This window comes from Pseudomonas sp. FBCC-B1565 (assembly GCF_059133265.1).
In genome coordinates this window covers 5,340,777-5,362,395 of the sequence record NZ_CP101438.1, presented here as the reverse complement: position 1 = coordinate 5,362,395, position 21,619 = coordinate 5,340,777, and the positions used below count along the sequence as shown (strand labels likewise).

At 61.4% G+C, this 21,619-nt stretch carries 10 protein-coding genes and 3 pseudogenes; 2 read left to right on the top strand and 11 right to left on the bottom strand.

Annotated features, from left to right (window positions below; genetic code table 11):
* Positions 1-108 precede the first annotated feature (108 nt).
* On the bottom strand, positions 109-3,207 hold the full coding sequence (locus NL123_RS24820; protein ID WP_494356551.1) for a transglycosylase domain-containing protein: 3,099 nt from the start codon (positions 3,205-3,207) through the stop codon (positions 109-111).
* A gap of 380 nt (positions 3,208-3,587) precedes the next feature.
* Here NL123_RS24820 and NL123_RS24815 point away from each other — a divergent pair, with 380 nt between their 5' ends.
* Complete coding sequence (locus NL123_RS24815) at positions 3,588-5,006, top strand: amino acid permease (protein WP_092241013.1); 1,419 nt, start codon at positions 3,588-3,590, stop codon at positions 5,004-5,006.
* Between the two features lie 3 nt (positions 5,007-5,009).
* Here the strand turns inward: NL123_RS24815 and NL123_RS24810 are convergent, their stop codons facing one another.
* The 5 genes from NL123_RS24810 to bglX form a co-directional block, all read right to left on the bottom strand.
* Positions 5,010-11,534, bottom strand: coding sequence for an NEL-type E3 ubiquitin ligase domain-containing protein (locus NL123_RS24810; RefSeq protein ID WP_494356550.1), 6,525 nt, complete (start codon positions 11,532-11,534; stop codon positions 5,010-5,012).
* A 64-nt stretch (positions 11,535-11,598) separates the two neighbouring features.
* Complete coding sequence (locus NL123_RS24805) at positions 11,599-12,726, bottom strand: OpgC family protein (RefSeq protein WP_494356549.1); 1,128 nt, start codon at positions 12,724-12,726, stop codon at positions 11,599-11,601.
* Positions 12,727-12,858: 132 nt separating this feature from the next.
* The gene (locus NL123_RS24800) at positions 12,859-12,999 is read right to left on the bottom strand and encodes a hypothetical protein (protein ID WP_494356548.1); all 141 of its coding nucleotides are present in this window, start codon (positions 12,997-12,999) and stop codon (positions 12,859-12,861) included.
* 67 nt (positions 13,000-13,066) lie between these two features.
* Positions 13,067-14,686 (bottom strand): FMN-binding glutamate synthase family protein, encoded by a 1,620-nt coding sequence (locus NL123_RS24795; RefSeq protein ID WP_179029479.1) that lies wholly within the window; start codon positions 14,684-14,686, stop codon positions 13,067-13,069.
* A gap of 82 nt (positions 14,687-14,768) precedes the next feature.
* Entirely contained in the window at positions 14,769-17,021 is a 2,253-nt protein-coding gene (gene bglX, locus NL123_RS24790; RefSeq protein ID WP_248486471.1) for a beta-glucosidase BglX, read from the bottom strand.
* A 167-nt stretch (positions 17,022-17,188) separates the two neighbouring features.
* On the opposite strand from bglX, the gene NL123_RS24785 reads away from it, so the two are divergent.
* Entirely contained in the window at positions 17,189-17,461 is a 273-nt protein-coding gene (locus NL123_RS24785) for a type B 50S ribosomal protein L31 (protein WP_071488679.1), read from the top strand.
* A 20-nt stretch (positions 17,462-17,481) separates the two neighbouring features.
* Here the strand turns inward: NL123_RS24785 and NL123_RS24780 are convergent.
* From NL123_RS24780 to NL123_RS24760, 5 genes and pseudogenes are all read right to left on the bottom strand, one after another.
* Positions 17,482-17,802, bottom strand: a pseudogene (locus tag NL123_RS24780) (sensor histidine kinase); the annotation flags it as partial.
* A gap of 402 nt (positions 17,803-18,204) precedes the next feature.
* A pseudogene (locus tag NL123_RS24775) lies at positions 18,205-18,288 on the bottom strand (hypothetical protein); the annotation flags it as partial.
* A gap of 135 nt (positions 18,289-18,423) precedes the next feature.
* Positions 18,424-18,747, bottom strand: a pseudogene (locus tag NL123_RS24770) (response regulator); the annotation flags it as partial.
* Between the two features lie 110 nt (positions 18,748-18,857).
* Complete coding sequence (locus NL123_RS24765; RefSeq protein WP_494356547.1) at positions 18,858-20,672, bottom strand: DAHL domain-containing protein; 1,815 nt, start codon at positions 20,670-20,672, stop codon at positions 18,858-18,860.
* Positions 20,669-21,598 (bottom strand): cytochrome-c peroxidase, encoded by a 930-nt coding sequence (locus NL123_RS24760; RefSeq protein WP_494358340.1) that lies wholly within the window; start codon positions 21,596-21,598, stop codon positions 20,669-20,671. Before NL123_RS24760 ends, NL123_RS24765 begins: the two co-directional genes overlap by 4 nt.
* Positions 21,599-21,619 lie beyond the last annotated feature (21 nt).

Sequence of the window (21,619 nt, the reverse complement as noted above, 5' to 3'; positions counted from 1 at the left end):
CTGTGTTCTCCTGTCTTACTAAGATACAACTTAAGATATATCTTATAAGCCGGGCAAGCACAGCAGACCAACGGTCATCCGCGGAACGTTTCTCTAAGGGATGTAACTCTATTCAGCCGCGAGGCCTGTACTCGGTATGCACAAGGTCTGGCTGCCGGGCTGCAAGTAAGGCATGAGCAACGGCGCCATGCCCTTGAGTACCTGCACCGGCAGGGCCGAAGTGAAGGTGAAATGTTCGGCGGACTGGCCGGGGACAAACGCGGTCAAGGTGCCGAAATGGTGCTCGCCCAGATAGAACACAAACGTGGCGGTGCGGTTGATCGACTTGGAACTCAGGATCCGCCCACCAGCGCCGATGGCTTCGATGCGGTTATCGCCGGTGCCGGTCTTGCCACCCATGGCCAGCGGCGTGCCGTCGGCCAGCTTGAAACTGCCGGCGACGCGTTTGGCGGTGCCGGCATCCACCACCTGGGACAAAGCGGCGCGCAGGGCTCTGGCGACCTCGACCGGGATCACCTGCTTGCCGGGGGCCGGGTCGTTGACCAGGTGCGTTTCGTACGGGGTGTCGGCAGCAAATAGCAGGCTGTCGATACGCAACACCTTGGGGCGCACGCCGTCGTTGAGGATGATCCCCATCAGCTCGGCCAGGGCTGCCGGGCGATCCCCGGAGCTGCCGATGGCGGTCGCCAGGGACGGCACCAGGTGATCGAAGGGGTAACCCAGGGCCTGCCAGCGCTGATGGATGTCGAGGAAGGCCTCGATCTCCAGCATGGTGCGAATGCGGCTGTCGCGCGCACTCTGGTGGCGGCTCTTGAACAGCCAGCTGTAGACCTCCTGGCGTTCGAACTGGCTGGCCTTGACCACCTCGCTGAATGTCGCCTCGGGGTGGTTGAGCAAGTAACCGAGCAACCACAGGTCCAGCGGATGCACCTTGGCGATGTAGCCTTGGTCGGGCAAATCGTAGGTGCCGGGGCCGTAGTCCTTGTAGAGTTTTTGCAGGCGTTCGTCGGTGAGCTTTTCGTTGCTTTTGACGCCGGTCAGGTGTGAGCGCACAAACAGGTTGAAGCTCTCCTGGCTGGCGGCGGGCAACAGGTAGCGGTGCACGGCGGCCAGGCGGATCGGCGTGGGGCGCAGGCTGTCGAGGAAGGTGTCGAGGCGGGCCTGGGTGTCTTTTTTCTGGTATTTCTTCCAGAACTTGCGCAGGAACGTGGTGCCTTCGCGGTCGGCGAACCCGGCGAGGTATTCCTGGCGGCGCGGGTCGCTGTCGTCCTTGAGCAACTCGGCGCTGTTGTTCTCGCCCGCATAGGTGACGTAGCGCACCACGTCGCGCATCAGCCGAATGAACGGCAGGTTGATCGATTCGCGCAAGGCGTCGCGCAGGGTCGGGCTGCGTCCGTTGTCCTGGCTGCGAAAGTTATGGAAGCTGTGCAAGCCGCCGCCGGTGAAGAAGCGCTCGCCGGGGCTGGCCGAGTAGGTGCGATCCAGTGCCGCGTCGAGCATCACGGCTAGGGATTTGTCCGGGGCCTGGATCAGGTAGTCGAGGGCCCAGCGACTCAGGCGGTCCTGGTCGTCGACGGTGATTTTTTTCAGCGCGGCGGGGGCTTGTGCGGCGTATTTGGCGTGCAGCTCGGCGATGATTTGCAGGTAGGTGGTGAGTACCCGCAGCTTGGCGGTGGAGCCCAGCTCCAGCTTGCTGCCTTCGTTGATATCGAAGGGTTGGTCGGTGTTGTCGGTCTGCACCCGCACCCGCGAACCGTCCGGGGTCAGTTCGAACAGGGTGAAGCTGTAGCGCACCTGGGCGGTACTGGCGGGGGTGAGCAGGCGCTCGCCGAGCAGGCCGATCTGGCGGGCATACTCGGGGTCGGCCAGGTGCCGGAGGTAATCGCTGACCTGGCTTTGCAACTGCGCGTGCAGGGTGCTGGTGGCCGAGAGGTCAAGGCGATCGAGGTCGTACAGCGGTCGGTCGAGCAGGGCGGCCAGACGGCCACGGGCGACGCTGATACCTTTGTTGGTCTCGATGGGTTGCACCGTGGGTTGTTGCAGCCAGTCGCGGTAGGTAACTTTTGCGCTGAGCGCCGCCTGCAACAACGCCGGTTCGATCACACCGTTCTGGGCCAGGAGGCGCAGGTGGCTGTCGGTGAGTTGTGCCAGTTCTTCACGGCCCTTGGCCAGGTAATGCGACGGGCGCCGCTGGGCGATGATCAGTGACAACACCTCACGCAGGGCCAGGCCTTGCTGGGCGCTGACGGGGCCGACCAGCGCCTGGTTGACCTGGTTGAAATCCGCGCCGTACCACACCCGCAACCCCTCGGCCATGCCGTGCACTTCACCGTGCCCCGGCACCGCCGACAGCGGCACGCTGTTGAGGTAGTCACGCACAATGTCCTGCCGCGCCGGCAAGGTCTCAGGCCCGTCGTGGTAAGCGCGTACGGCGGCGGAAAACATCTGCCGCAGTTTCTCCCCGCCGGACAGGGTCAGACCATCCGGCGAGTGGCGATATTTCTCCAGTTGAGTGGCCAAAGTACTGCCGCCGGCGCTCTGGCCGGGCAGGTGCAACAGCTTGGCGACTTGCGACCAGGCCGCCTTGGCGAAACGCGGCCAGTCCACGGCGGGGTTGGCCTGGGGTTGGGCGGGGTCGAGCAGCTCGCGGTTTTCGATGAACAGCAGGCTGTTCACGATCAGTGGCGGGATGGCGGTGAAGCTGGAGTACAACTGTTGCGGGTAGTCGTATTGGTACAGCGGCACGGCGCGGCAATCGGTGATGGACAACCCGGCCTGGATTTTCTCGGCGTAGGGCACAAACAGGCCCTTGGCGCTGTAATCCATCAATGCCGGGGAAAAACGCGCCTGGGCCTCGATCACATACCCGCGCTTGAGCAAGCGCGGCAAAAAGGTGTCGAGGTCACTGTAGCCCAGGCGCCGATCGAACGGGCCGGCACCGGGATAGACGATTGCATCGCTGGGGCCGGACTTGACCTCGTAGGTCAGGTCGCGGGCCAGGCGGCTCAGTTCCTGGGCCTGCAAGCGCGCGGTGCGCATCTCCCTGGCGGCGGCAAACCCCAGGGCGATCAACGCCATCAATACGATCAACCCGAACAGGCGACGCCCATGGCGTGGCCTGGGTTTATTTTCGGGTAAAGGCGCTGTGTCCGAACTGCCTTGTACTTTCGCAGCCTTGGTCGATTCGGTTTGCCACAGTGCGCCCATAGTCGATTGATCCATTCACGCAGATTGATCGGACTTGCTTGAAGCGTAGTCGCTGGGCGCTGTTTGTGAGGGAAATGTGATTTTCGAGTAAGAATCCTCTGATGCTTGCGTAGTACGCTGCCCGACGCGACGTTTTGTCGCTCAATGCAGGTCAGATGCTCCTGTTAAATTGCAATCCGGCGGGCACTTCCACTAAATTGCCTCGCTTTTATAGTGAAAGACCCTGCTCCTGGCTTTTTATACTGCACGCCCCGCTGATCTTGCCTGGCAAGAAGGGCCCGTCCATGAGGCGGCCCCGGTCTCGGCAAGGACACAGGCTTACCGGCCCGCGTCCTGGAGACTCGACGGACAATCCAATAACAAAATGAGGTTGTACCCCTATGCCAGTCGGCAACCCACTGCCCCATGGCGAGACCGCTCAAGGCGGCCCGCTCAAACGCGAACTCGGTGAACGGCATATCCGTCTGATGGCGCTGGGCGCCTGTATCGGTGTCGGCCTGTTCCTCGGCTCGGCCAAGGCCATCGAAATGGCCGGCCCGGCGATCATGCTGTCGTACATCATCGGTGGCCTGGCGATCCTGGTGATCATGCGCGCCCTCGGCGAGATGGCCGTGCACAACCCGGTCGCCGGTTCGTTCAGCCGTTATGCCCAAGACTATCTCGGCCCATTGGCAGGGTTTCTCACCGGTTGGAACTACTGGTTTTTGTGGCTGGTGACGTGCGTCGCGGAAATTACCGCCGTGGCGGTGTACATGGGCGTCTGGTTCCCGGATACGCCGCGCTGGATCTGGGCCTTGGCTGCACTGATCAGCATGGGCACCATCAACCTGATTGCGGTCAAGGCGTTCGGTGAGTTCGAATTCTGGTTCGCCCTGATCAAGATCGTCACCATCATTGCCATGGTCATCGGCGGCGTCGGCATCATCGCCTTCGGCTTCGGCAATGACGGCGTGGCCCTGGGGATTTCCAACCTGTGGGCCCACGGCGGCTTCATGCCCAATGGCGTGCAGGGCGTGTTGATGTCGTTGCAGATGGTGATGTTCGCCTACCTGGGCGTGGAGATGATCGGCCTCACCGCCGGTGAGGCGAAGAACCCGCAGAAGACCATTCCCAGCGCCATCGGCTCGGTGTTCTGGCGCATCCTGTTGTTCTACGTGGGCGCGCTGTTCGTGATCCTGTCGATATACCCGTGGAACGAGATCGGCACCCAGGGCAGCCCGTTCGTGATGACCTTTGAACGCCTGGGCATCAAGACCGCCGCCGGCATCATCAACTTCGTGGTGATCACCGCGGCGCTGTCGTCATGCAACGGCGGCATCTTCAGCACCGGGCGCATGCTCTACAGCCTGGCGCAGAATGGCCAGGCGCCGGCCACGTTCGGGCAGACCTCCAGCAACGGTGTGCCGCGCAAGGCGCTGCTGCTGTCGATTTTCGCCTTGCTGTTGGGCGTGTTGCTCAACTACCTGGTGCCGGAAAAAGTCTTTGTGTGGGTCACCTCCATCGCCACGTTCGGCGCGATCTGGACCTGGCTGATGATCCTGCTGGCCCAGCTCAAATTCCGCAAAGGCCTGAGCCCCGCCGAACGGGCAGGGCTCAAGTACCGCATGTGGTTGTACCCGGTCAGTTCCTACCTGGCCCTGGCGTTCCTGGTGCTGGTGGTGGGCCTGATGGCGTACTTCCCGGATACCCGCGTGGCGCTGTATGTGGGCCCGGCGTTCCTGGTGTTGCTGACCGTGTTGTTCTACGTGTTCAAGTTGCAGCCGTTGAACACTGCCCAGGGCGCCACGCGCTCGGCGTGATGCTCAATTGACCTGCTGTTGTGCCAGTTGCGCCGCTTCGGTCAACTGGCGCACCAGGCGATTGCGTTCGGCAATCTCCAGATCCACCAGGGATTGCCGACGTTCCAGATAGGCCTCCGAGCGCTTGTCCGCGATCTCCTGGTTCAGGCTGTTCAATTGGTGACTGACCACGTTCTCAATGGTCGAGAAGGGCTCCGGGTAACTGCGGGCCAGGTACTCGATCCAGAATTCCTCCATCAATAATGAGTTCTGCGCCGCCTGGGTGTTGCTCAGGGCCTCCAGGGTACGACGGGCAGCAGCGATGTCGTGTTCATCGACCCATTCCTCCACCGCATACAGCATTTCTTCACGACGGATCGGCAGTTGGAATTGCGCGCGAAAACGCAGCCGGTAGTACAGCTTCACTTCCGCATCGTCCGGTTCCACCCCTGCTTCGCGCAGAGTCTGGATGTGTCTCTCGGCCAATTGGTCCACCTGGCGCAGGTAGAACAGCTGCCTGGCCAACTTCAGCAGTTCACGGTCGGCCTGGTTGCTGCCGGCGTGGGACCGGGCCTGGTGGACGAGGTGTTCGATCTCCATATTGATAAAAGCCAGGATGGCGCCGTCGCCGCAGGTGCCGTCGAGGTAGGTGTTGAGAAACACCCGCTCGCGCAGCTCGGTGGATTGCCCCATGGCATCGAGCAGGTGCCAGACCCGTTCGGTCAGGGCCTGCTGGCTGGCCGGGCTGTGGGTGTAGGCATACGACTGGGGCAGGTCGCGCAGCACCCGGAACGTGTCATCCGGGCTGGCACCCTCGTTGTTGCGCAACTGCTCCCACAAGGTCTGTCGTGCAGCGTGCTGCTCGACAGGCACGCCGGCCAGCCAGCGGCTGAAGTCAATCGACATGGCCTGCTGGTGCAAGATGCCCGGTAACGTTCCACCGATGACAATCCCGGTGCGATGGCGATAGTCGCGGATCCTCGCCAGGGTGGTCTCGCTCAAGGGATTGTCATGCAGGACTGTGTTGCGGTTGGTCGGCCCCATGCGCACATCGGAAAATACGGCGTCGGGAATCGTGGTCAAGCGGTTTTCCTGCAATAGCAGGTGGCGCAGGCTGCTGCGGCTTTCGGCGCCGATGGGCCAGTGTTCAATGTTGGTCTGGCGCAGCGCCAGTACTCGCAGGCGGCTCATGCGCGAGACATCCGGCGTCAGCCCCAGGGGGTTGCCATCCAGATGGAGTTCGTTCAGTCGGGTCATGTTGGCCAATCGCTGACGCGACTCGCCTGTCAGTACGATCGCGTTGTCACGCAAGTCCAGGTGCTCAAGCTGGGTCATCTGAGTCAGGCTGGTGGGCAGCTCACTGAGCATGCAGTCGATCTTCAAGTGGGTCAGGCCGGTGAATTTACCGAGGAACGCGTTGCCTGTCGGCGGGAAGGTATCGCCGTCGATCCGCAGGTATTCAATGTGTTCGAAGCCCTGGGTGCTCAAGATGAAGTCAGGGTCGGGCAGGCTGTTGCCGTTCAGGCGCAGTTGCAGTTGATGCGTGTCGAACAAGCCTGAGTCATTGTCATAGGCAACACGGCTTTCCTGGCGCCAGGCGCGCAGGATGCGGTCGGCGAGTTGGCGGCGTACACCGTAGTTCCAACCCACCGGGTCGGTGGCTGGGTCGTCGACGGCCTGGGGTGTTTCGATCCAGCGCTGCAATTCGAATTGCAGGGACTGATATTCGGCCTTGCGCCGTTGCAACTCGATCAACGCCGCCGGCTCGCTCATGTCCAGGCCGTCAATCAGTTCCCGGGCGCGGAACTGGCTGAAGCTGGGATAGAGTTCGCGCACCTTGCCCACCAGGTCCACAGGTTGATTCCCACTGAACGGCCAGAGCCCCCGCAGCGAGAACGGATAGGCGATGAATGAACTGTCGACCCGCATCGGCGGTTGCAGCCAATACGGGATATGGGGCAGGCCGAGCAGTTCCTTGATGGCGATGCGCTGGTTCAGCGCCAGTTCGGCGATGGTGTGTTGCACCGGGGACAGGTCGCCGCCATCGACGATCCCCAATGCCTTGCACTCGGCGTCTGACAGCAACAGGCTGATGGCGTTGAGCAAGTCGCTGCCGACCTCGGCAGGCTCATTGAGCAAGCGGCCCTGCTTGTCGTAGGCGTGGAACCCACCGTTGAACCGGGCGAGTGTGCGCCGGTCGATGCCAGCAGGCTGGCCCGCGCTTTCCAGCAGGCGACCGTTGGCGTTGCCGTCGTGGATGTCCAGGCGCAGTTGCGGCGGCCAGCCGGGCAGATCCTTGAGCAGGTGCAAGGTGATTTTTTCGCTGTCGGGGTTGGCCAGGGTCTTGAGGTAGAGGCCCTCGAAGGCGCGGTTCAGGCGCACGTCATGGGCGGTGAGCCGAGCCTGTTCGGCCAGGCGCAGGCCGACTTGGCTGTGATCCTGCAGTTGCTTGAGCTCCTGTGGGCTGGCCTGTTCGAGGATGGCCGTGACCGCACTGCGGGGCATGTGTGGAAAACGCGATTTGAAGCGCTGTTCGAGCACGTTGCCGCCTTGCTCGCTTTGGGCATACAGGTTGTCGAACAATTGCGCGCGTTCATGGTAGGCATGCTCGGCAATTTTCTTCGCCAGTTTGAACAGACGCTCCTCCTCGGAGGCCGGCAGTTCACTGAGCAGTGCGCGGATCAGCGCATCGTTGCGTACCAGCTTTTTCAATGGTTCGCGGCTGCGGCTTTCGGCCTCGGTGAGGCGTATGGTATCGGCCGAAGGGTTGCGCGTTGCGGGGTATTGGCGAATCACCGTGCCTTCGCTGTCGACGATCTCCAGGCGGTGGCTGCCAGGCCAATTGGGCAGGCGGCTGGCGAGCAGCAACTGCAGGGAAGGCCGGGCATTCTGTGTGGCGGAGTAGGTGCTCATGGCCTCGATAAAGTGCAGGATGTCGCGCTCGATGCGAAAGCGTTTGCACGTGTCTTCCAGTAACGGCGGCGGTGCCCGGTGGGTGCTGTGCACCTCGCGCAGCGCGCGAGCAGGCGTACCCGTGATTCTGAGGATGCGCGCGGCGGTGCGCTCGTCGACGTTGTAGTCCTGGGCGCCCAGGCGATAGAGCAGGCGATGGTCGCTCCAGGCCATCGGGTTTTCGCTGGACAGGCGCCACGCGCCACGCCCGTTGTGTTCCAGCAGGGGCGTATCGACGCCGACCTTGCTGGGATGCTTGAGTCGCCACTTCAACACGCGGGTGTCAAACTCGATCGGGTACAGCGAGCCGTAGAGCGGCAGCAGGTGTTGCCCGTCCAGATCGTAGAGACCCTTGGCGTTGGGCTGCGCCCCCGTTGGCAGTACCCCATCGTATTCGTACTGGCGCAGCGAAAGGTCGAGCAGGCTGACATAGCCGCGCGGGCTGCGTTGGGCACTCATCAGATTGCCGAGTGTATTTCGCAACCCCTGTGCATCAGAGGCTGATTGCATGCCCAGCTTCAGCCGCTCGTGGGGTTGCAGCACCGAGCCGATCGCCAGGTAGAAACTGTCGACGGCCGGCGACACCGGGATCGGCCCGCCGTTGCGCATGTCGTAGGCTTCATAGCGGCCCTCGCCGTAATGCAGCAGCTCGACCGTGGTGTCGTCGGGGCCCGTGGATACATAGCGTGGGGTGGCCTTGCTGGTGGCAAGCTCGGTGACGACGAACTGTCGATCCAGGACTTCGCGCAGCAGGCTGGTGGCAAACTCCCGGGCCCATTGATCGTTGTCGGCATGGAACACGCGCGGGTGGTACAGGCTGTCGAGGGCCACATCGATGCGCAGCGCGGCGCGGTGGTGGTCCAAGTGGTCACGTACCGACTGCGGCAACGTACCACTTTGCAGGAACGTGGCCTGCTGGCTCGCGTTCAAGGGCACGTCTTCCAGCAGCTGTGCCAGGTTGGCCGGGGTCAATGGCGCAAACCTGTCGCGCAGTTTGCGCAGCACGGGCGTGATGGGCACCAGCGGTGGGGCGACCTTCAACGGGATAAACGCGCGCGCGGTGTCCGCGGCGGGCAGTTCGTGCCGGGCATGTCCGGCATACCGGTACAAGGCGCTGAACAGTGCCAGCCGGTGAGCCTGGGCCAACTCGCTGATTTGCAGCCGCACACGCGCAATGCGTTGGGCCGGCGTCAAGTTCGGGCTGCCTTCCCTGCCCAGTAGCGAATTTGCAGGCTGTTGGTCGATGATCAGCTCGAACAGTTGCTCCTGGGAGGTGACCGTCGTGTCGGCGCCGTCGAGGGCGATGTAGGTGCCATCGTCGCGGCGTTTGAGCTTGGTGATGCTGCCTGTGGCCGCTGGAGTGTCCGTGGCGGCATAGGTTTCGATGAGCGCGCCTTGGGCGTCATACACCTGGATGGATACCTCGCTGGGCCACCCAGGCACTTGCGTCAACAGGCACAGCACGGCGCCATCGGCATGGGGCGGCATGTAGCCGCGTCGGTGGAAGTCGCTGATCAACTGGTCGATCACCCGGTCGACCTGCAAGCGCCTGACCCCTTCGATCAGGTTGATGGGCGCCAGTTCTCCGGCCCATACGCTGTCCAGGGTGCTGCGGCTGGGCGCGATGCTGCGCAGCATGTGGTCCATGTCCACCCTGGGCACCGGGCTTGAACCATTGGGCAGCATGCGCTCGATCAGTTGGATGTCCGACAGGGCGTGGGCGTTCTTCAGGTCCAGGGTCCAGGCTTGCAGGGCCGGGTTGAACACGATTGGTGGGGCGGCATTGCTGCCGTTTTCCTGTTTGAGCACAAACCCCAGGGCCTTCGGGTCATGGTCGACTTCAACGACCCGTTGCTGTTCGCCATGTTTCAACCACGCGTATTGCCTGCCATTGATCTGGTAGACGCCCTGCGCGTTCGGCGTCTGCCCGTTGAGCAGGTTTTGATCAAGGATCGCGTACGTACCGATGTCGGGTTTCCAGAGGACAGCGGTGCCGTCGCTGCGGGTCAGCTTCTGCGGATTGCCCAAGCGTTGCAACAAACCCTGGATGCGCTGCTGGTGCACCCGGCCGGCCGTGGAGATCAGCAGGCCGTTGATCGCCAGGTCCGCTACATCCGCCATGGCGGCAGCAAAATCACTGGCCTGGCCTCTGGCAACTTCGTTGAAACCGATGATGACGCTGTAGGTGAGGCTGCCAAATACCACCGCCTGCATCACCCGGTTCAAACCGGTGACGCCGCCGGGCATGGGTGTCAGCAATAGTTGCAGGATTTCGTCGGCGATCGCCGCAGCACCTGCCATGACCGCTTGCAGGTCACGGGTCGAGCGACGGGTTGCCAACGTCGCGAGATTCGCCTGGTAGTGCTGGATGTGACGGTAGGTGAGGGCTTGCGCCAGGCTTTCGGTGCGCCCGTGTTTCGGGTCTGGCGTGAAGCGCAGGCCGTCCAGGGTCTTGGCCGGGAACAGGCGGTGGAAGGTGTCGTACAGGAAGCCCGCGGCGGCACTCAGGTTTTCCGGGCGCTGCTCACTGGCGTCCAGGCGTTTGAACCCCTGCATTTCGGTCATCGGCAGTTGCCGTGAAAACCAGCCCAGGTCGTGCCTGCGATGGCCGTCCTTGAGTTGTTGCATGAAGTGGGCGTTGGCGGCGTTGGCGTCCGCGTGATAGTGCATCGCGCCGCCGGGACGGAACGGGAAATAAGACACCACCCCGAGGCTGCCCACGCGAATCAGCAGCAGGGGCACCGGGATGGTCTCGCCGGACGGCACGAACGGCACCGCCGGCAGCAGCGTGACGCCGGTGCTCATCCCGAGTGTTTCAAATTCCAGTGCCGGGCCACTGCCATCAATGGCTTGGGTCAGGCGGTCGTAGAGTTCCCGGGTGAGCCCGGTGACGGCACGGTTTCGGTAGGCTTCCAAGGCTTCGAACCTGAGGTTTGCGAGTGTGCTCTCGTGCAGCAGCCGTTGCAGTTTTCCGTCCTTGCCCAAGGTCGCCCTGAGGGTGGTATCCAGTTGCCCACCGAGGTCCAGGTCGCGGGCGATGTCGACAAAGGCTTTGACGGTCAGCCTGGGGTTTTCATTGCCCGTCAGGTAGGCGGCATCGATGAAGGTGGTCCCCGAGCGCTGCGGTGTGCTGGTGGCGAAGTCGAAATTCAGGCAGGCCGCCTCCCACAACGACAGGCTGGACACGTGCGAGCGATATTTCCATTCGTCGTAGGCGCGGCGAAAGCGCCGCAGGTTCGGCGAGAGACTGGTGGTGCTGGTGCGCGGTTCCCAGGGCAGTGGCGCCTGCACTTCCTCCAGATAGCGGGTGTGCAGGAACACTTGCAGAGGGTCCTGATTGCCGATGCGCTCGCGCAATCGGGCCAGCCCCTGGGTCTTGAACGTGTTGATCAGGTTGTGGTTTTCGGACTCCACTGCGGTAAGCGCCTGGAGCGCTTCGCGTTGCAGCCGTACATAAGTGCGCTGTTGGTCCGGGGTGAGGCTGTCGAGTGTAAGTGTGAGCGTGCGCTGGATCTGTTCCAGGGCTTGTTGTTGGCCCCAGGCGTCACTCGATTGCAGGTTGCCCGACAGACCGTTGAGCAGTTGATGGGTTGGCATGGACCATTTCCTTTCACCGTTGAAGTGGAAGGAAATGGAATCACCCTGCCGGTTTTACCGGGCGCTACCTATGTAGCGCGGGCTTGGCGACCGCGTCCAGGCGCTTGAGCATGTCCAGCCAGACGGCGAGGCCCACCATCAACAGCGCACCGGCCACGGCGGTGGTCAGTTGCATGGCCACTGCATCGTTGGCCAAGGCGTTGAGCATGTCTGCCAAGGGCGCCAGCACCACCCCCAGGCAGAACACTTCCAGGGAATAGCGGCCCATGCGGCATACCTCAGTGGCAACACGGTTCTGCGTCCAGCCGTGGTGGGGCAACAGCTTCGCCGTGACGTAGGCCAGGGCGAGGAAATGCAAGAGCCGCACCGGTGACAAATCGGTCTTGCTGATCGGGTACAGCCCGTCACTGAGCCACGCCGGCATCCACGCGTCGTGCACTTCGGGCCAGCGCCACGACAGGGTGATCACCGCTGCCAGCAACACATACAGGGCGCACGCGACAAACAGCGGCTGGCGCGACAAGGGGCGTACCTGCGCCGTTTTCGGCCGCTGGCTGTACACTGCCGCCGCGCCGCCGAGCACGAACAGCAACTGCCAGGTGACCGGGTTGAAGTACCACACGCCGTCGGCAATCGCGCGCAGGTTCCAGCCCATCCAAGGCGCCATCAAGTAGATCGCCAGCGACACGGCCACCACGGCCTCTACCTTGCGCATCATCATCGGCAGCACCAGCGGCAGGCCGCCCAACAGCACGATATACAGCGGCAGCGGGTCCATCAGGTTGGGCTTGAAGCGCAGCAGCAGTTCGTCGGTCAGCGCCTGCTGCGGGTGGGTGACGAAGTGTGTCAGGCCCATTTCCTCGACCAGGTCGCGGGTTTCCACATGGCTGTTGGCAAAGAACACGATGCCCATCAGCAGCGCCAGCAAAAAGATATGCACCACGTACAGCACCCAGGTGCGTCGCAGGATTTTCAAACTGGCCAGCCAGTAGCCGTCGCGCCGCAGGATCTTGCCGTAGGCGAGCACGGCGGCAAAGCCGGCGAGGAACACGAACACCTCCGCAGCGTCGCTGAAACCGACGTTGCGCAAGGTGATCTGGCCGAGAGGGTTGTGGGGGACGTGATCCCAGAAAATGAAGATCAACGCCAGGCCCCGAAAAAAATCGATGCGTGGGTCGCGTCCGTCAGGCATGGCTACGGGCTCTTGAATATCAGGTTTAACAAGGACAGGTGAGCGTGGGCGTTGTCGTACGCCGCACGTCGGGCGGGCGCAGGTTGGCGGTATTTGTAAGCAATTGCAAAGGTTGGGTATTACTGAATGTCTCTAGACATCAATGATGACACGCGTGCCATGGCGGCCGCCGAGCAAGGCGTGAGCGATACCCGCTTCCACCCGGCCCAGCTGCGTCGATCTCCAACTGTCCGGCAGTTGCTCGGCGATGGCAGCGAAGTCTAGTAACGGCATGTGAATCTCCTTGTTTCAACGATGCCGTCGATGGTCCGGTTCAGCGGTGAAGGTCGTTATCTTGATGTCACGCGGCGCTGGCTTCGTGGGGTTCAAAGCTGTCCGCCCGCGCCATCTGCCACATCCGCGAATAAAACTCTCCGTTCACTTCCCCTGTGAGCAGTTCGCCAGGCTTGAGGAACACATGCAACTGCGAGAACAACTTGATCTCGGTCGCCGACATACGCCGCACCAAATGCTTGGCCGACAGTTGCGATGGATGCTCCAGGCCCGCCGCCGCGAGCATTTCCGCCAGGGCCTTGAGGGTGTTGCGGTGGAAGTTGAACACGCGCTGGGCCTTGTCCGGCACCACCAGGGCGCGCTGGCGCAGCGGGTCTTGAGTCGCCACGCCGGTCGGGCATTTGTTGGTGTGGCAGCTTTGCGACTGAATGCAGCCGATGGCAAACATGAAGCCGCGTGCCGAGTTGGCCCAGTCGGCGCCGATGGCCAGTACGCTGGCGATATCGAAGGCGCTAACGATCTTGCCGCTGGCGCCGAGCTTGATCTTGTCGCGCAGGTTCAGCCCCACCAGGGTGTTATGCACGAACAGCAGGCCTTCGCGCAGCGGCACGCCGATGTGGTCGGTGAACTCCACCGGCGCGGCGCCGGTGCCGCCCTCCTTGCCGTCGACCACGATAAAGTCCGGGAGGATGCCGGTTTCGAGCATGGCCTTGGCGATGCCCATGAATTCCCACGGGTGGCCCAGACAGAACTTGAAGCCCACCGGTTTGCCGCCGGACAGTTCACGCAGTTGGGCGATGAACTGCATCAGTTCGATCGGTGTGGAGAACGCGCTGTGACGCGACGGCGAGATGCAGTCTTCGCCCATCAGGATGCCGCGGGTGTCGGCGATTTCCTGGGTGACCTTGTGCTTGGGCAGGATCCCGCCGTGGCCGGGTTTGGCGCCCTGGCTCATCTTGATTTCGATCATGCGCACTTGCGGGTTCTGCGCCTGTACGGCGAAGCGCTCCGGGTCGAAACGGCCATCGCTGGTGCGACAGCCGAAATAACCGCTGCCCAGTTCCCAGGTCAGGTCGCCACCGTTTTCGCGGTGGTAGGGGCTGATGCTGCCTTCGCCGGTGTCGTGGGCGAAGTTGCCAAGCTTGGCGCCCTGGTTCAGCGCGCGAATCGCGTTGGCGCTCAATGAACCAAAGCTCATCGCCGAGATATTGAACACCGATGCCGAGTACGGCTGCGTGCACTGCGGGCCGCCGACCATTACGCGAAATGCGCTGGGGTCGCTGAGCGGTGCCGGGCGCATGGAGTGGCCGATGAATTCGAAGCCCGACTGGTACACGTCGATCAGGGTGCCGAAGGGTTTGTCGGCGCTTTCGTTCTTCGCCCGCGAGTAGACCAGCGAGCGCTGGGCGCGGGAGAAGGGCAGGGCATCGCTGTCGGATTCGAGCAGGTACTGGCGGATTTCCGGGCGGATGGCTTCCACCAGGTAACGGATATTGCCCAGGATCGGGTAATTGCGGCGCACGGCGTGGGGGCTTTGCAGCAGATCGAAGAGGCCGATCAGGCTCAACACGCCGGTGACCACCGTGATGGGCCACAGCCATTCGTGTTCGATAAAGGGGAGGCTGGCGAGGGTGAAGATGACGCACACGGCAAAGAAGGCGTAACGGCTTAGCAAGGACAGGCTCATACGGTTTCCTTGGGTTCAGACTCTTTTGGTCGGTCCGGCATTCTGCGCCTGTAAGGAAACCCTAGACAACCTGTGGGAATGTTCAATTTGACCTGCTGGATGAGACGGACTGGCCTGATATAGAGAGCTTGCGGCTATCAGTGACTTCGAAGTGGGCCTGGTTGTCGGTGGTTGAATCACCCCCAACGAACAGGGTGAAGGTGCCGGCTTCCACCCTTGACTCAAAATCCGCATCCAGCACTGCAAAGTCATTAGCATCGAGGGTGAAAACCACCTCCTGCGTTTGGCCGGGTCTTAAATGCACTTTGCGAAAGCCGCGTAACTGGCGCACAGGGCGGGTGACGCTGGCGACAGTGTCACGCAGGTACAACTGAACAATTTCATCGCCTGCGCGTGAGCCGGTATTGGTGACGTTGGTCCGTACAGTCAAGGTTTGGCTGGAGCTGAGGCGCGTGCTGCTCAATTGAGGCATGCCATAGCTGAACGTGGTGTAACTCAGACCGAAACCGAAAGGGTATAACGGGGTCGAGGGTTGATCGATGTAACGCGATCTCCAACTGTCGTCCTCGCCTACAATCGGGCGTCCGGTGTTTTTGTGCGCATAGTAGATGGGAACCTGCCCCACGCTGCGGGGGAAGGTCATGGGCAGTTTGCCGCTTGGGTTTGTGTCGCCGAACAGTACATCGGCCACGGCGTTACCTGCTTCAGTACCCAGAAACCAGGATTCGATGATCGCCGGTGCTCGCTCAACGGTGCCGGTCAATGCCAATGGGCGCCCATTCATCAGGATAACGACCACGGGCTTCCCGGTTTTCAAGAGAGCCCGCAAGAGGGAATTCTGGGCGCCGGGCAGATCCAGGCTGGCGCGGCTGTTGGCTTCGCCGCTCATGTCTGAGGTTTCACCCAATACCGCGACGATCACATCGGCCTCTTGGGCAGCGTTTTGTGCCGCTGCAATACCCTGGGTGTCCTGGCTTGACGGTGAAGCGCCGGGCACATAGATCACTCGACTGGCGGGGGAGGCGGCGTTCTGTATGCCTTGCAGAATTGAGACCGCCCCAATGGGTTGCTCCACAGCCATACAGTTTTTCAGGCTGGCAGCGACATCCGTTGCGAGGCTGCCGACGACCAGAATCTTTTGAAGATCTTTCGACAAGGGCAGCAATGAATCGGCATTTTTCAGCAGCACGATGGACTTTTGTGCGGCTTCTCGGGCAAGTGCGCGGGCTTGCGGGGTTTGAGACAGCAAGCGTTGCCGGGTTACATCACTGTAGCGATAGGGATCATCGAACAGGCCCAGCCGCTGCTTGGCCTTGAGTACGCGGCGTACGGCGTTGTCCACGGTCGCCATGGGCACTTGGCCGCTCCTCACCAGATAGGGGAGGTTCTGCCTGAAAAACTGGTTGGCCATTTCTATATCCAGGCCAGCTTCTATCGCTTGACGTGACGCGTCCAAGGGCGTCGCTGCAACGCCATGGGTGATCAATTCAGACAGTGCGTCATGGTCCGAGACGATCATTCCCGAAAACCCCCATCGCCGACGCAGCACACCGTCAAGCAGTGCCTGGTTGCTGACCATCGGCAGCCCCTCAAGTTCGTTGAAAGCCGGCATGATGGCATCGACGCTTGCCTGAACGGCGGCCTGAAAGGGTGGCAGGTAGACTTCCCACAGCATGCGTTGCGACAGGTTTACGGTGTTGTAGTCGCGTCCTGCTTCGGCAGCGCCGTACGCCACGAAATGTTTCGCGGTGGCCAACATGAACGCCGTACTGGTCGGCCCGTCCCCATGAAAACCCATTATTCGCGCCCTTGTCATAGCCGCGCCCAAAAACGGGTCTTCTCCCGAGCCCTCCACCACGCGTCCCCAGCGTGGGTCGCGAGTGATATCGATCATCGGCGCGAACGTCCAATGCACGCCACTGGCCGTCGCCTCCACTGCGGCGGCATGCGCGGTGCGCTGGGTGAGATCAGGCTCCCAGGCACTGGCTTCGGCAAGGGGTACCGGGAACATCGTGCAAAAACCGTGAATGACGTCTAGAGAAAACAGCAAAGGAATATGCAGTCGCGAGCCTTCCACCACCAGACGCTGCAATTGACGGGTTTTTTCTGCACCGCTGGCGCCTATCACTGCGCCAACATCAGTCATCGCCAGGTGTTTCTGGCTTTGCAGATCAATGATGGCCCCGTCAGGGGTGTCCACTATGTGCAACATCGTCAGTTGGCCCACCTTTTCTTCAAGGGTCATCTGCGCCAGTAGGTGCTCGACCCCATCATCCTGTGCCATCGCCACCAACGGCAGGTAAGACAGCAGCAGGATCAGCAGTCGACGCTCCATGCGTGCGTTCCGAGGCAGTGGGCTTACGTGGAGTGTCTGGCTAGCAGCTAACAACGTCTACTGTGAGTTCTGACAGGTCTATGCTTATTGCAATCGGTTCTCGTTTGGCTGCATTATTTGTGTTACTGTATAACGCTAGTTTCGCACTCAGACGCCCCGGAGGCCTTATGAAAGCTGGTATCCATCCTGACTACCGCACCGTGCTGTTCCACGACACCGCCGCCGATGTGTTCTTCCTGATCGGCTCCACGGCCGACAGCGACCGCACCCATAAACACAGCGACGGCAACACCTACCCGTACATCCCGTTGGACGTGTCCAGCGCCTCGCACCCGATCTACACCGGACAACAGCGCAAGACCCAGGCCGAAGGGCGGATCGCCGGGTTCAACAAGCGTTTCGCGTCGTTTGGTTCGAGCCCGAAAAAAGCCGAGGCGTGAGCACATTACGGCGGCGTGTCCTACGCCGCCGTCTGCCGGATCGGCAACACCACCCGAAACGTCGTACCTTTGCCCAGTTCGCTGCTGACGGAAATATCGCCTCGGTGTTTTTTGACGATGCCGTAGGAAAGCGATAACCCTAACCCCGTGCCTTCACCCACCGGCTTGGTGGTGAAGAACGGATCGAAGATTTTCTGCACAGTCTCAGGCGCAATCCCACAGCCGTTGTCGGCCACTTCCAGCCACACATGCTCGCCTTCCACACCATTGCTGATGGTAATGGTGCCGCGCTCTGGCCCCATGGCCTGCGCGGCATTGATTACCAGGTTCATCACCACCTGGTTGAGCTGAGACGCCAGGCACTCGATTTCCGGTAAGGGGCCATAGCGCTTGACCACATCGGCCTTGTATTTGAGTTCGCTGGCAACAATGTTCAGCGTCGAATCGATGCCCTGCAGCAAGTTGGCGAATTGCCAGGTCTGGTCATTGTCCACCCGCGAGAAGTTCTTCAGGTCCTTGACGATCTGTATCACCCGGCCGATACCTTCCTTGGATTCACTGATCAGGATCGGAATATCTTCCTTGAGAAAATCCAGTTCCATGTCTTCACGCATTGCCTTGAGTTGATCGCGCTGCTCTGCGGGTACAAGGGCGTCTTCGGCCTGTCGGTAGGCATCCAGCATCTGTTGCAACTGCTTGAAGTAGCCGTCCAGGGTGCTGAGGTTGGAGGAGATGAAACCCACCGGGTTGTTGATTTCATGGGCCACACCAGCCGCCAGTTGCCCCAGGGATGCGAGCTTTTCCGACTGCACCAGTTGGCTTTCCAGGTGCTTGCGCTCGTCGATCTCCAGTTGTAGGGCTTGGGTGCGTTGTTCCACCAGCTGTTCCAGGTGTGCGGTTTGCAGGGAGGCGCGCCGGGCCATGTCCCATTTGTTGGCCAGGGTGTTGGCCATTTGCTGCACTTCAATATTGTCGAAGGGCTTTTTCAGGATCAGCAGGCGATCATGGGCGTGCAGGCGTTCCAGCAGATCTTCCCAGGAATAGTCCGAGTACGCGGTACACACCACCACCTGCAGGTCTGGGGCGACTTTCCACAGTTCCTCTATGGTTTTTGCGCCGTCCCAGCCCTGGGGCATGCGCATGTCGACGAAGGCCAGGGCGTAGGGTTGTTTGTTCGCCATGGCCGTGACGAGTAGTTGCAGGCCTTCCTCTCCACCGTATGCCGAATGCAACTCGAACACCTGGGCCTGGGCTTTGGCCGTGTCGCCGAACAGGGCCGACTCCATGTCATCCAGCGCCTGGTTGGATTCAACGGCAGGCATCAGGATTTTGCGAAAGTCGTCATGAATCGACGGCGTGTCGTCGATCAACAAAATGCGCCGGTTGGGCGGTTGGTTCATGGGGAGTTTCCGACAAGTGTGAGAGGAATCGTCAAGGTAAACACCGCACCCAGGCCTGGCCCATCGCTGTGGGCGCTGAGCTGGCCGTTCATTTCCACGGCAGCCAGGGCGCAGCTGTGCAAGCCAAAGCCGTGGCCGTCCTTGCGGGTGGTGAAGCCGTGGGTGAAGATCCGTGTCATGTTTTCCGCCGGAATACCTTCACCCTCGTCTTTCACGCTGATCTGCAAGGTGTCATCGGCACCCGGCTGCACGACCAGGGTCATTTGTCGTGGTCGGTCGGTGAGGTTGGACATGGCGTACTTGGCGTTGCTGATCAGGTTGACCATGATCAGCAACAACCGGTGTTTATCCCCGAGGATTTCCGGCACTTGCGCGTACTCCTTGACCACCGTGACGTGGTGGCGGCTCAAGGCACCTGCGTTCATGCGCAAGGCATCTTCCATCAAGGCACCGATGTTGACCGGCTCCAGTAGCGTGGACACACCGGCGTAGGATTGTTGGGTGGCGACGATGTCCTTGATGTGGTCGACGCTTTTGCTCAGTTGCGCCAGCTCATCGGTCATACCCTGTTGTTCGACAGCGATGGCGTCCACCAACTGATTCAAGTAGCCGGGCAGCAATTTGCCTTTTTCATCTTCGGTGAGAAACGTGCCCAGGTCAGCCTGGCGTTCGTTGATCAACTGCATGGCTTTGCCCAGGCCCAGCGCCTTGCTGCTGCGCAATTTGCGGCTGACCAGATCGGCGGAGATGTTCACGCTGTTGAGTACGTTGCCGACGTTGTGCAGCACGTTGGTGGCGATCTCGGCCATGCCGGCCTGGCGGGCGCTGTCCATCAGTTCGCTCTGGGCATCCTTGAGTTGCTGGGTGCGCCGCTCCACCCGTTGCTCCAGGGTTTCATTGGCCGCCTGCAAGGCGCGGTTGACCCGGTTGATCTCCGTGAAACTGCGCAACAGGCGTACGGCAAGGTAGAGCAACAGCAACACCAGCAAGGTGGAGAAAATCAGCAAGTAGCGATGGTATTGACGGTCGATCAGGTCGGCCGTCTGCTGGTCCTGGTTGAGGTGGGTGGTCAGGTCATCCAGGCGTTCGGCCACGGGCACCGCCGCGATCCGTTCGAGCAGGCTGTTAACCAATGGCTGCTCGCGCAGGATCAGCGAAATGTGATTGCTGAGAATATCGACAGGCGCCTGGAACTGACTGGGCAGCAGTTCCTTGTTGACGGCCAGCTTGCCCAGGCCGACGAGGATGTCGGCGGCTCGATCATCACTGGTGACCTGGGCGAACTCGAGGCTGCTGAGCAGCAGGTCGTAGGTGTCGGTGGCCACGCTTTGCAGTTGCTGCTTACCCTCATCGTCAACCTGATTGAACTGCGCCTGGATATCGTCTTCGGCCGTCGGCAGGAAGGCCAGCGAGTTGCGCAGCACCGCGTTGTGGGATTTGAACTGGTCCACCAACCGGGCTTTTTCTTGGATAGCCGCTTCATAGGCCTGCTGATCGGCCTGCCATTGCGGCAGGTCGATGGCCTCATGGTGGGAGCCGCGGCTTTTCAGCTCGGACCACAGCCGGGTCATTTCCAGCAGGGGAGCGACCAGGGGGTCGTAGTTGTGGGTAATCGAAATCCGGGCCTTGAGCACCTCACTGTCCCATTGCGCATTGAGCTGCTGGAGTTGCCGGATCAGGTCCCGCGACTGGGTGTAGGTGGCGGTCTGGTCACGGGCTGACTTGAGGTACAGAAAGACCAGCGTCGAGGCCAGCAGCACGGTGATCAGGCCGAGCAGGAGCTGGCTGGTGCGGCGGGTGGACAGGGTCATAGCGGTTTACCTGCCCATTCGCCCGTCAGGGTCTTGAGAAATTGAATGATCAGGTCTTTGTCTTCCTGGGATGGGTTGCGCCCCAGTTGATACTTGAACATCACATCAACTGCTTCCTCCAGGGTCTTGGCGCTAGCGTCGTGGAAATACGGCGCGGTGACGGCCACATTGCGCAGGCTGGGCACCTTGAACACATGGCGATCCTCTTCATCCTTGGTCAGCAGGTAGCGGCCAAGGTCCGATTCCACCGGATTGCCACGGGCCTTGAAGTAATCGCCCATCACGCCGAACTTCTGGAACATGTTGCCGCCGATATTGACCCCCTGGTGGCAGGCAATGCAGCCATAGTCCTTGAAGCGCTGGTAGCCGTACTTTTCCTGGAGCGTAAGGATCTCGGTGTTGCCCAGCAGGTACTGGTCGAATCGTGAGTTGGGCGTTAGCAGGGTGCGTTCATAGGTCGCCAGGGCGTTTTGCACATTGGCGGCGGTGACGCCATCGGGGTAGGCCTGGCTGAACGCGGCCTGGTAGGCGGGCATGGCGGACAGGTTCTGCACCACGGTTTTCCAGTCACTGCCCATTTCCACGGGGCTGATCACCACCTGTTCGACCTGGGCTTCCAGGGTATCCACCCGGCCATTCCAGAACTGCTTGAAGTTCAGGCTGGCGTTGAATACCGACGGCGTGTTGATCGCGACCGGCTTGCCGTCGAAGCCAAGGGAAAACGGCTTGTCGTCGGCACCGCCGGACGCCAGTCGATGGCAGCTGGCGCAGGACAGCGTGTTGTTGACCGACAGACGCGGTTCGTTGAACAACTGGCGACCCAGCTCGACCTTGGCCGGGTCCAGCGCCGCAACCGCAGGCAGCGGCTTGAGTGCCTCATCCAGTGGTGCTGCCATCAATCGCGTCGACAGGCACAGGATGAGCATCAGGCCAAGACGGTAAGTTGA

Coding starts and splice junctions, on each gene's coding strand:
- NL123_RS24820 (WP_494356551.1), bottom strand. CDS start 3,207: ATGGGCGCACTGTGGCAAACCGAATCGACCAAGGCTGCGAAAGTACAA.
- NL123_RS24815 (WP_092241013.1), top strand. CDS start 3,588: ATGCCAGTCGGCAACCCACTGCCCCATGGCGAGACCGCTCAAGGCGGC.
- NL123_RS24810 (WP_494356550.1), bottom strand. CDS start 11,534: ATGCCAACCCATCAACTGCTCAACGGTCTGTCGGGCAACCTGCAATCG.
- NL123_RS24805 (WP_494356549.1), bottom strand. CDS start 12,726: ATGCCTGACGGACGCGACCCACGCATCGATTTTTTTCGGGGCCTGGCG.
- NL123_RS24800 (WP_494356548.1), bottom strand. CDS start 12,999: ATGCCGTTACTAGACTTCGCTGCCATCGCCGAGCAACTGCCGGACAGT.
- NL123_RS24795 (WP_179029479.1), bottom strand. CDS start 14,686: ATGAGCCTGTCCTTGCTAAGCCGTTACGCCTTCTTTGCCGTGTGCGTC.
- bglX (WP_248486471.1), bottom strand. CDS start 17,021: ATGGAGCGTCGACTGCTGATCCTGCTGCTGTCTTACCTGCCGTTGGTG.
- NL123_RS24785 (WP_071488679.1), top strand. CDS start 17,189: ATGAAAGCTGGTATCCATCCTGACTACCGCACCGTGCTGTTCCACGAC.
- NL123_RS24765 (WP_494356547.1), bottom strand. CDS start 20,672: ATGACCCTGTCCACCCGCCGCACCAGCCAGCTCCTGCTCGGCCTGATC.
- NL123_RS24760 (WP_494358340.1), bottom strand. CDS start 21,598: ATGCTCATCCTGTGCCTGTCGACGCGATTGATGGCAGCACCACTGGAT.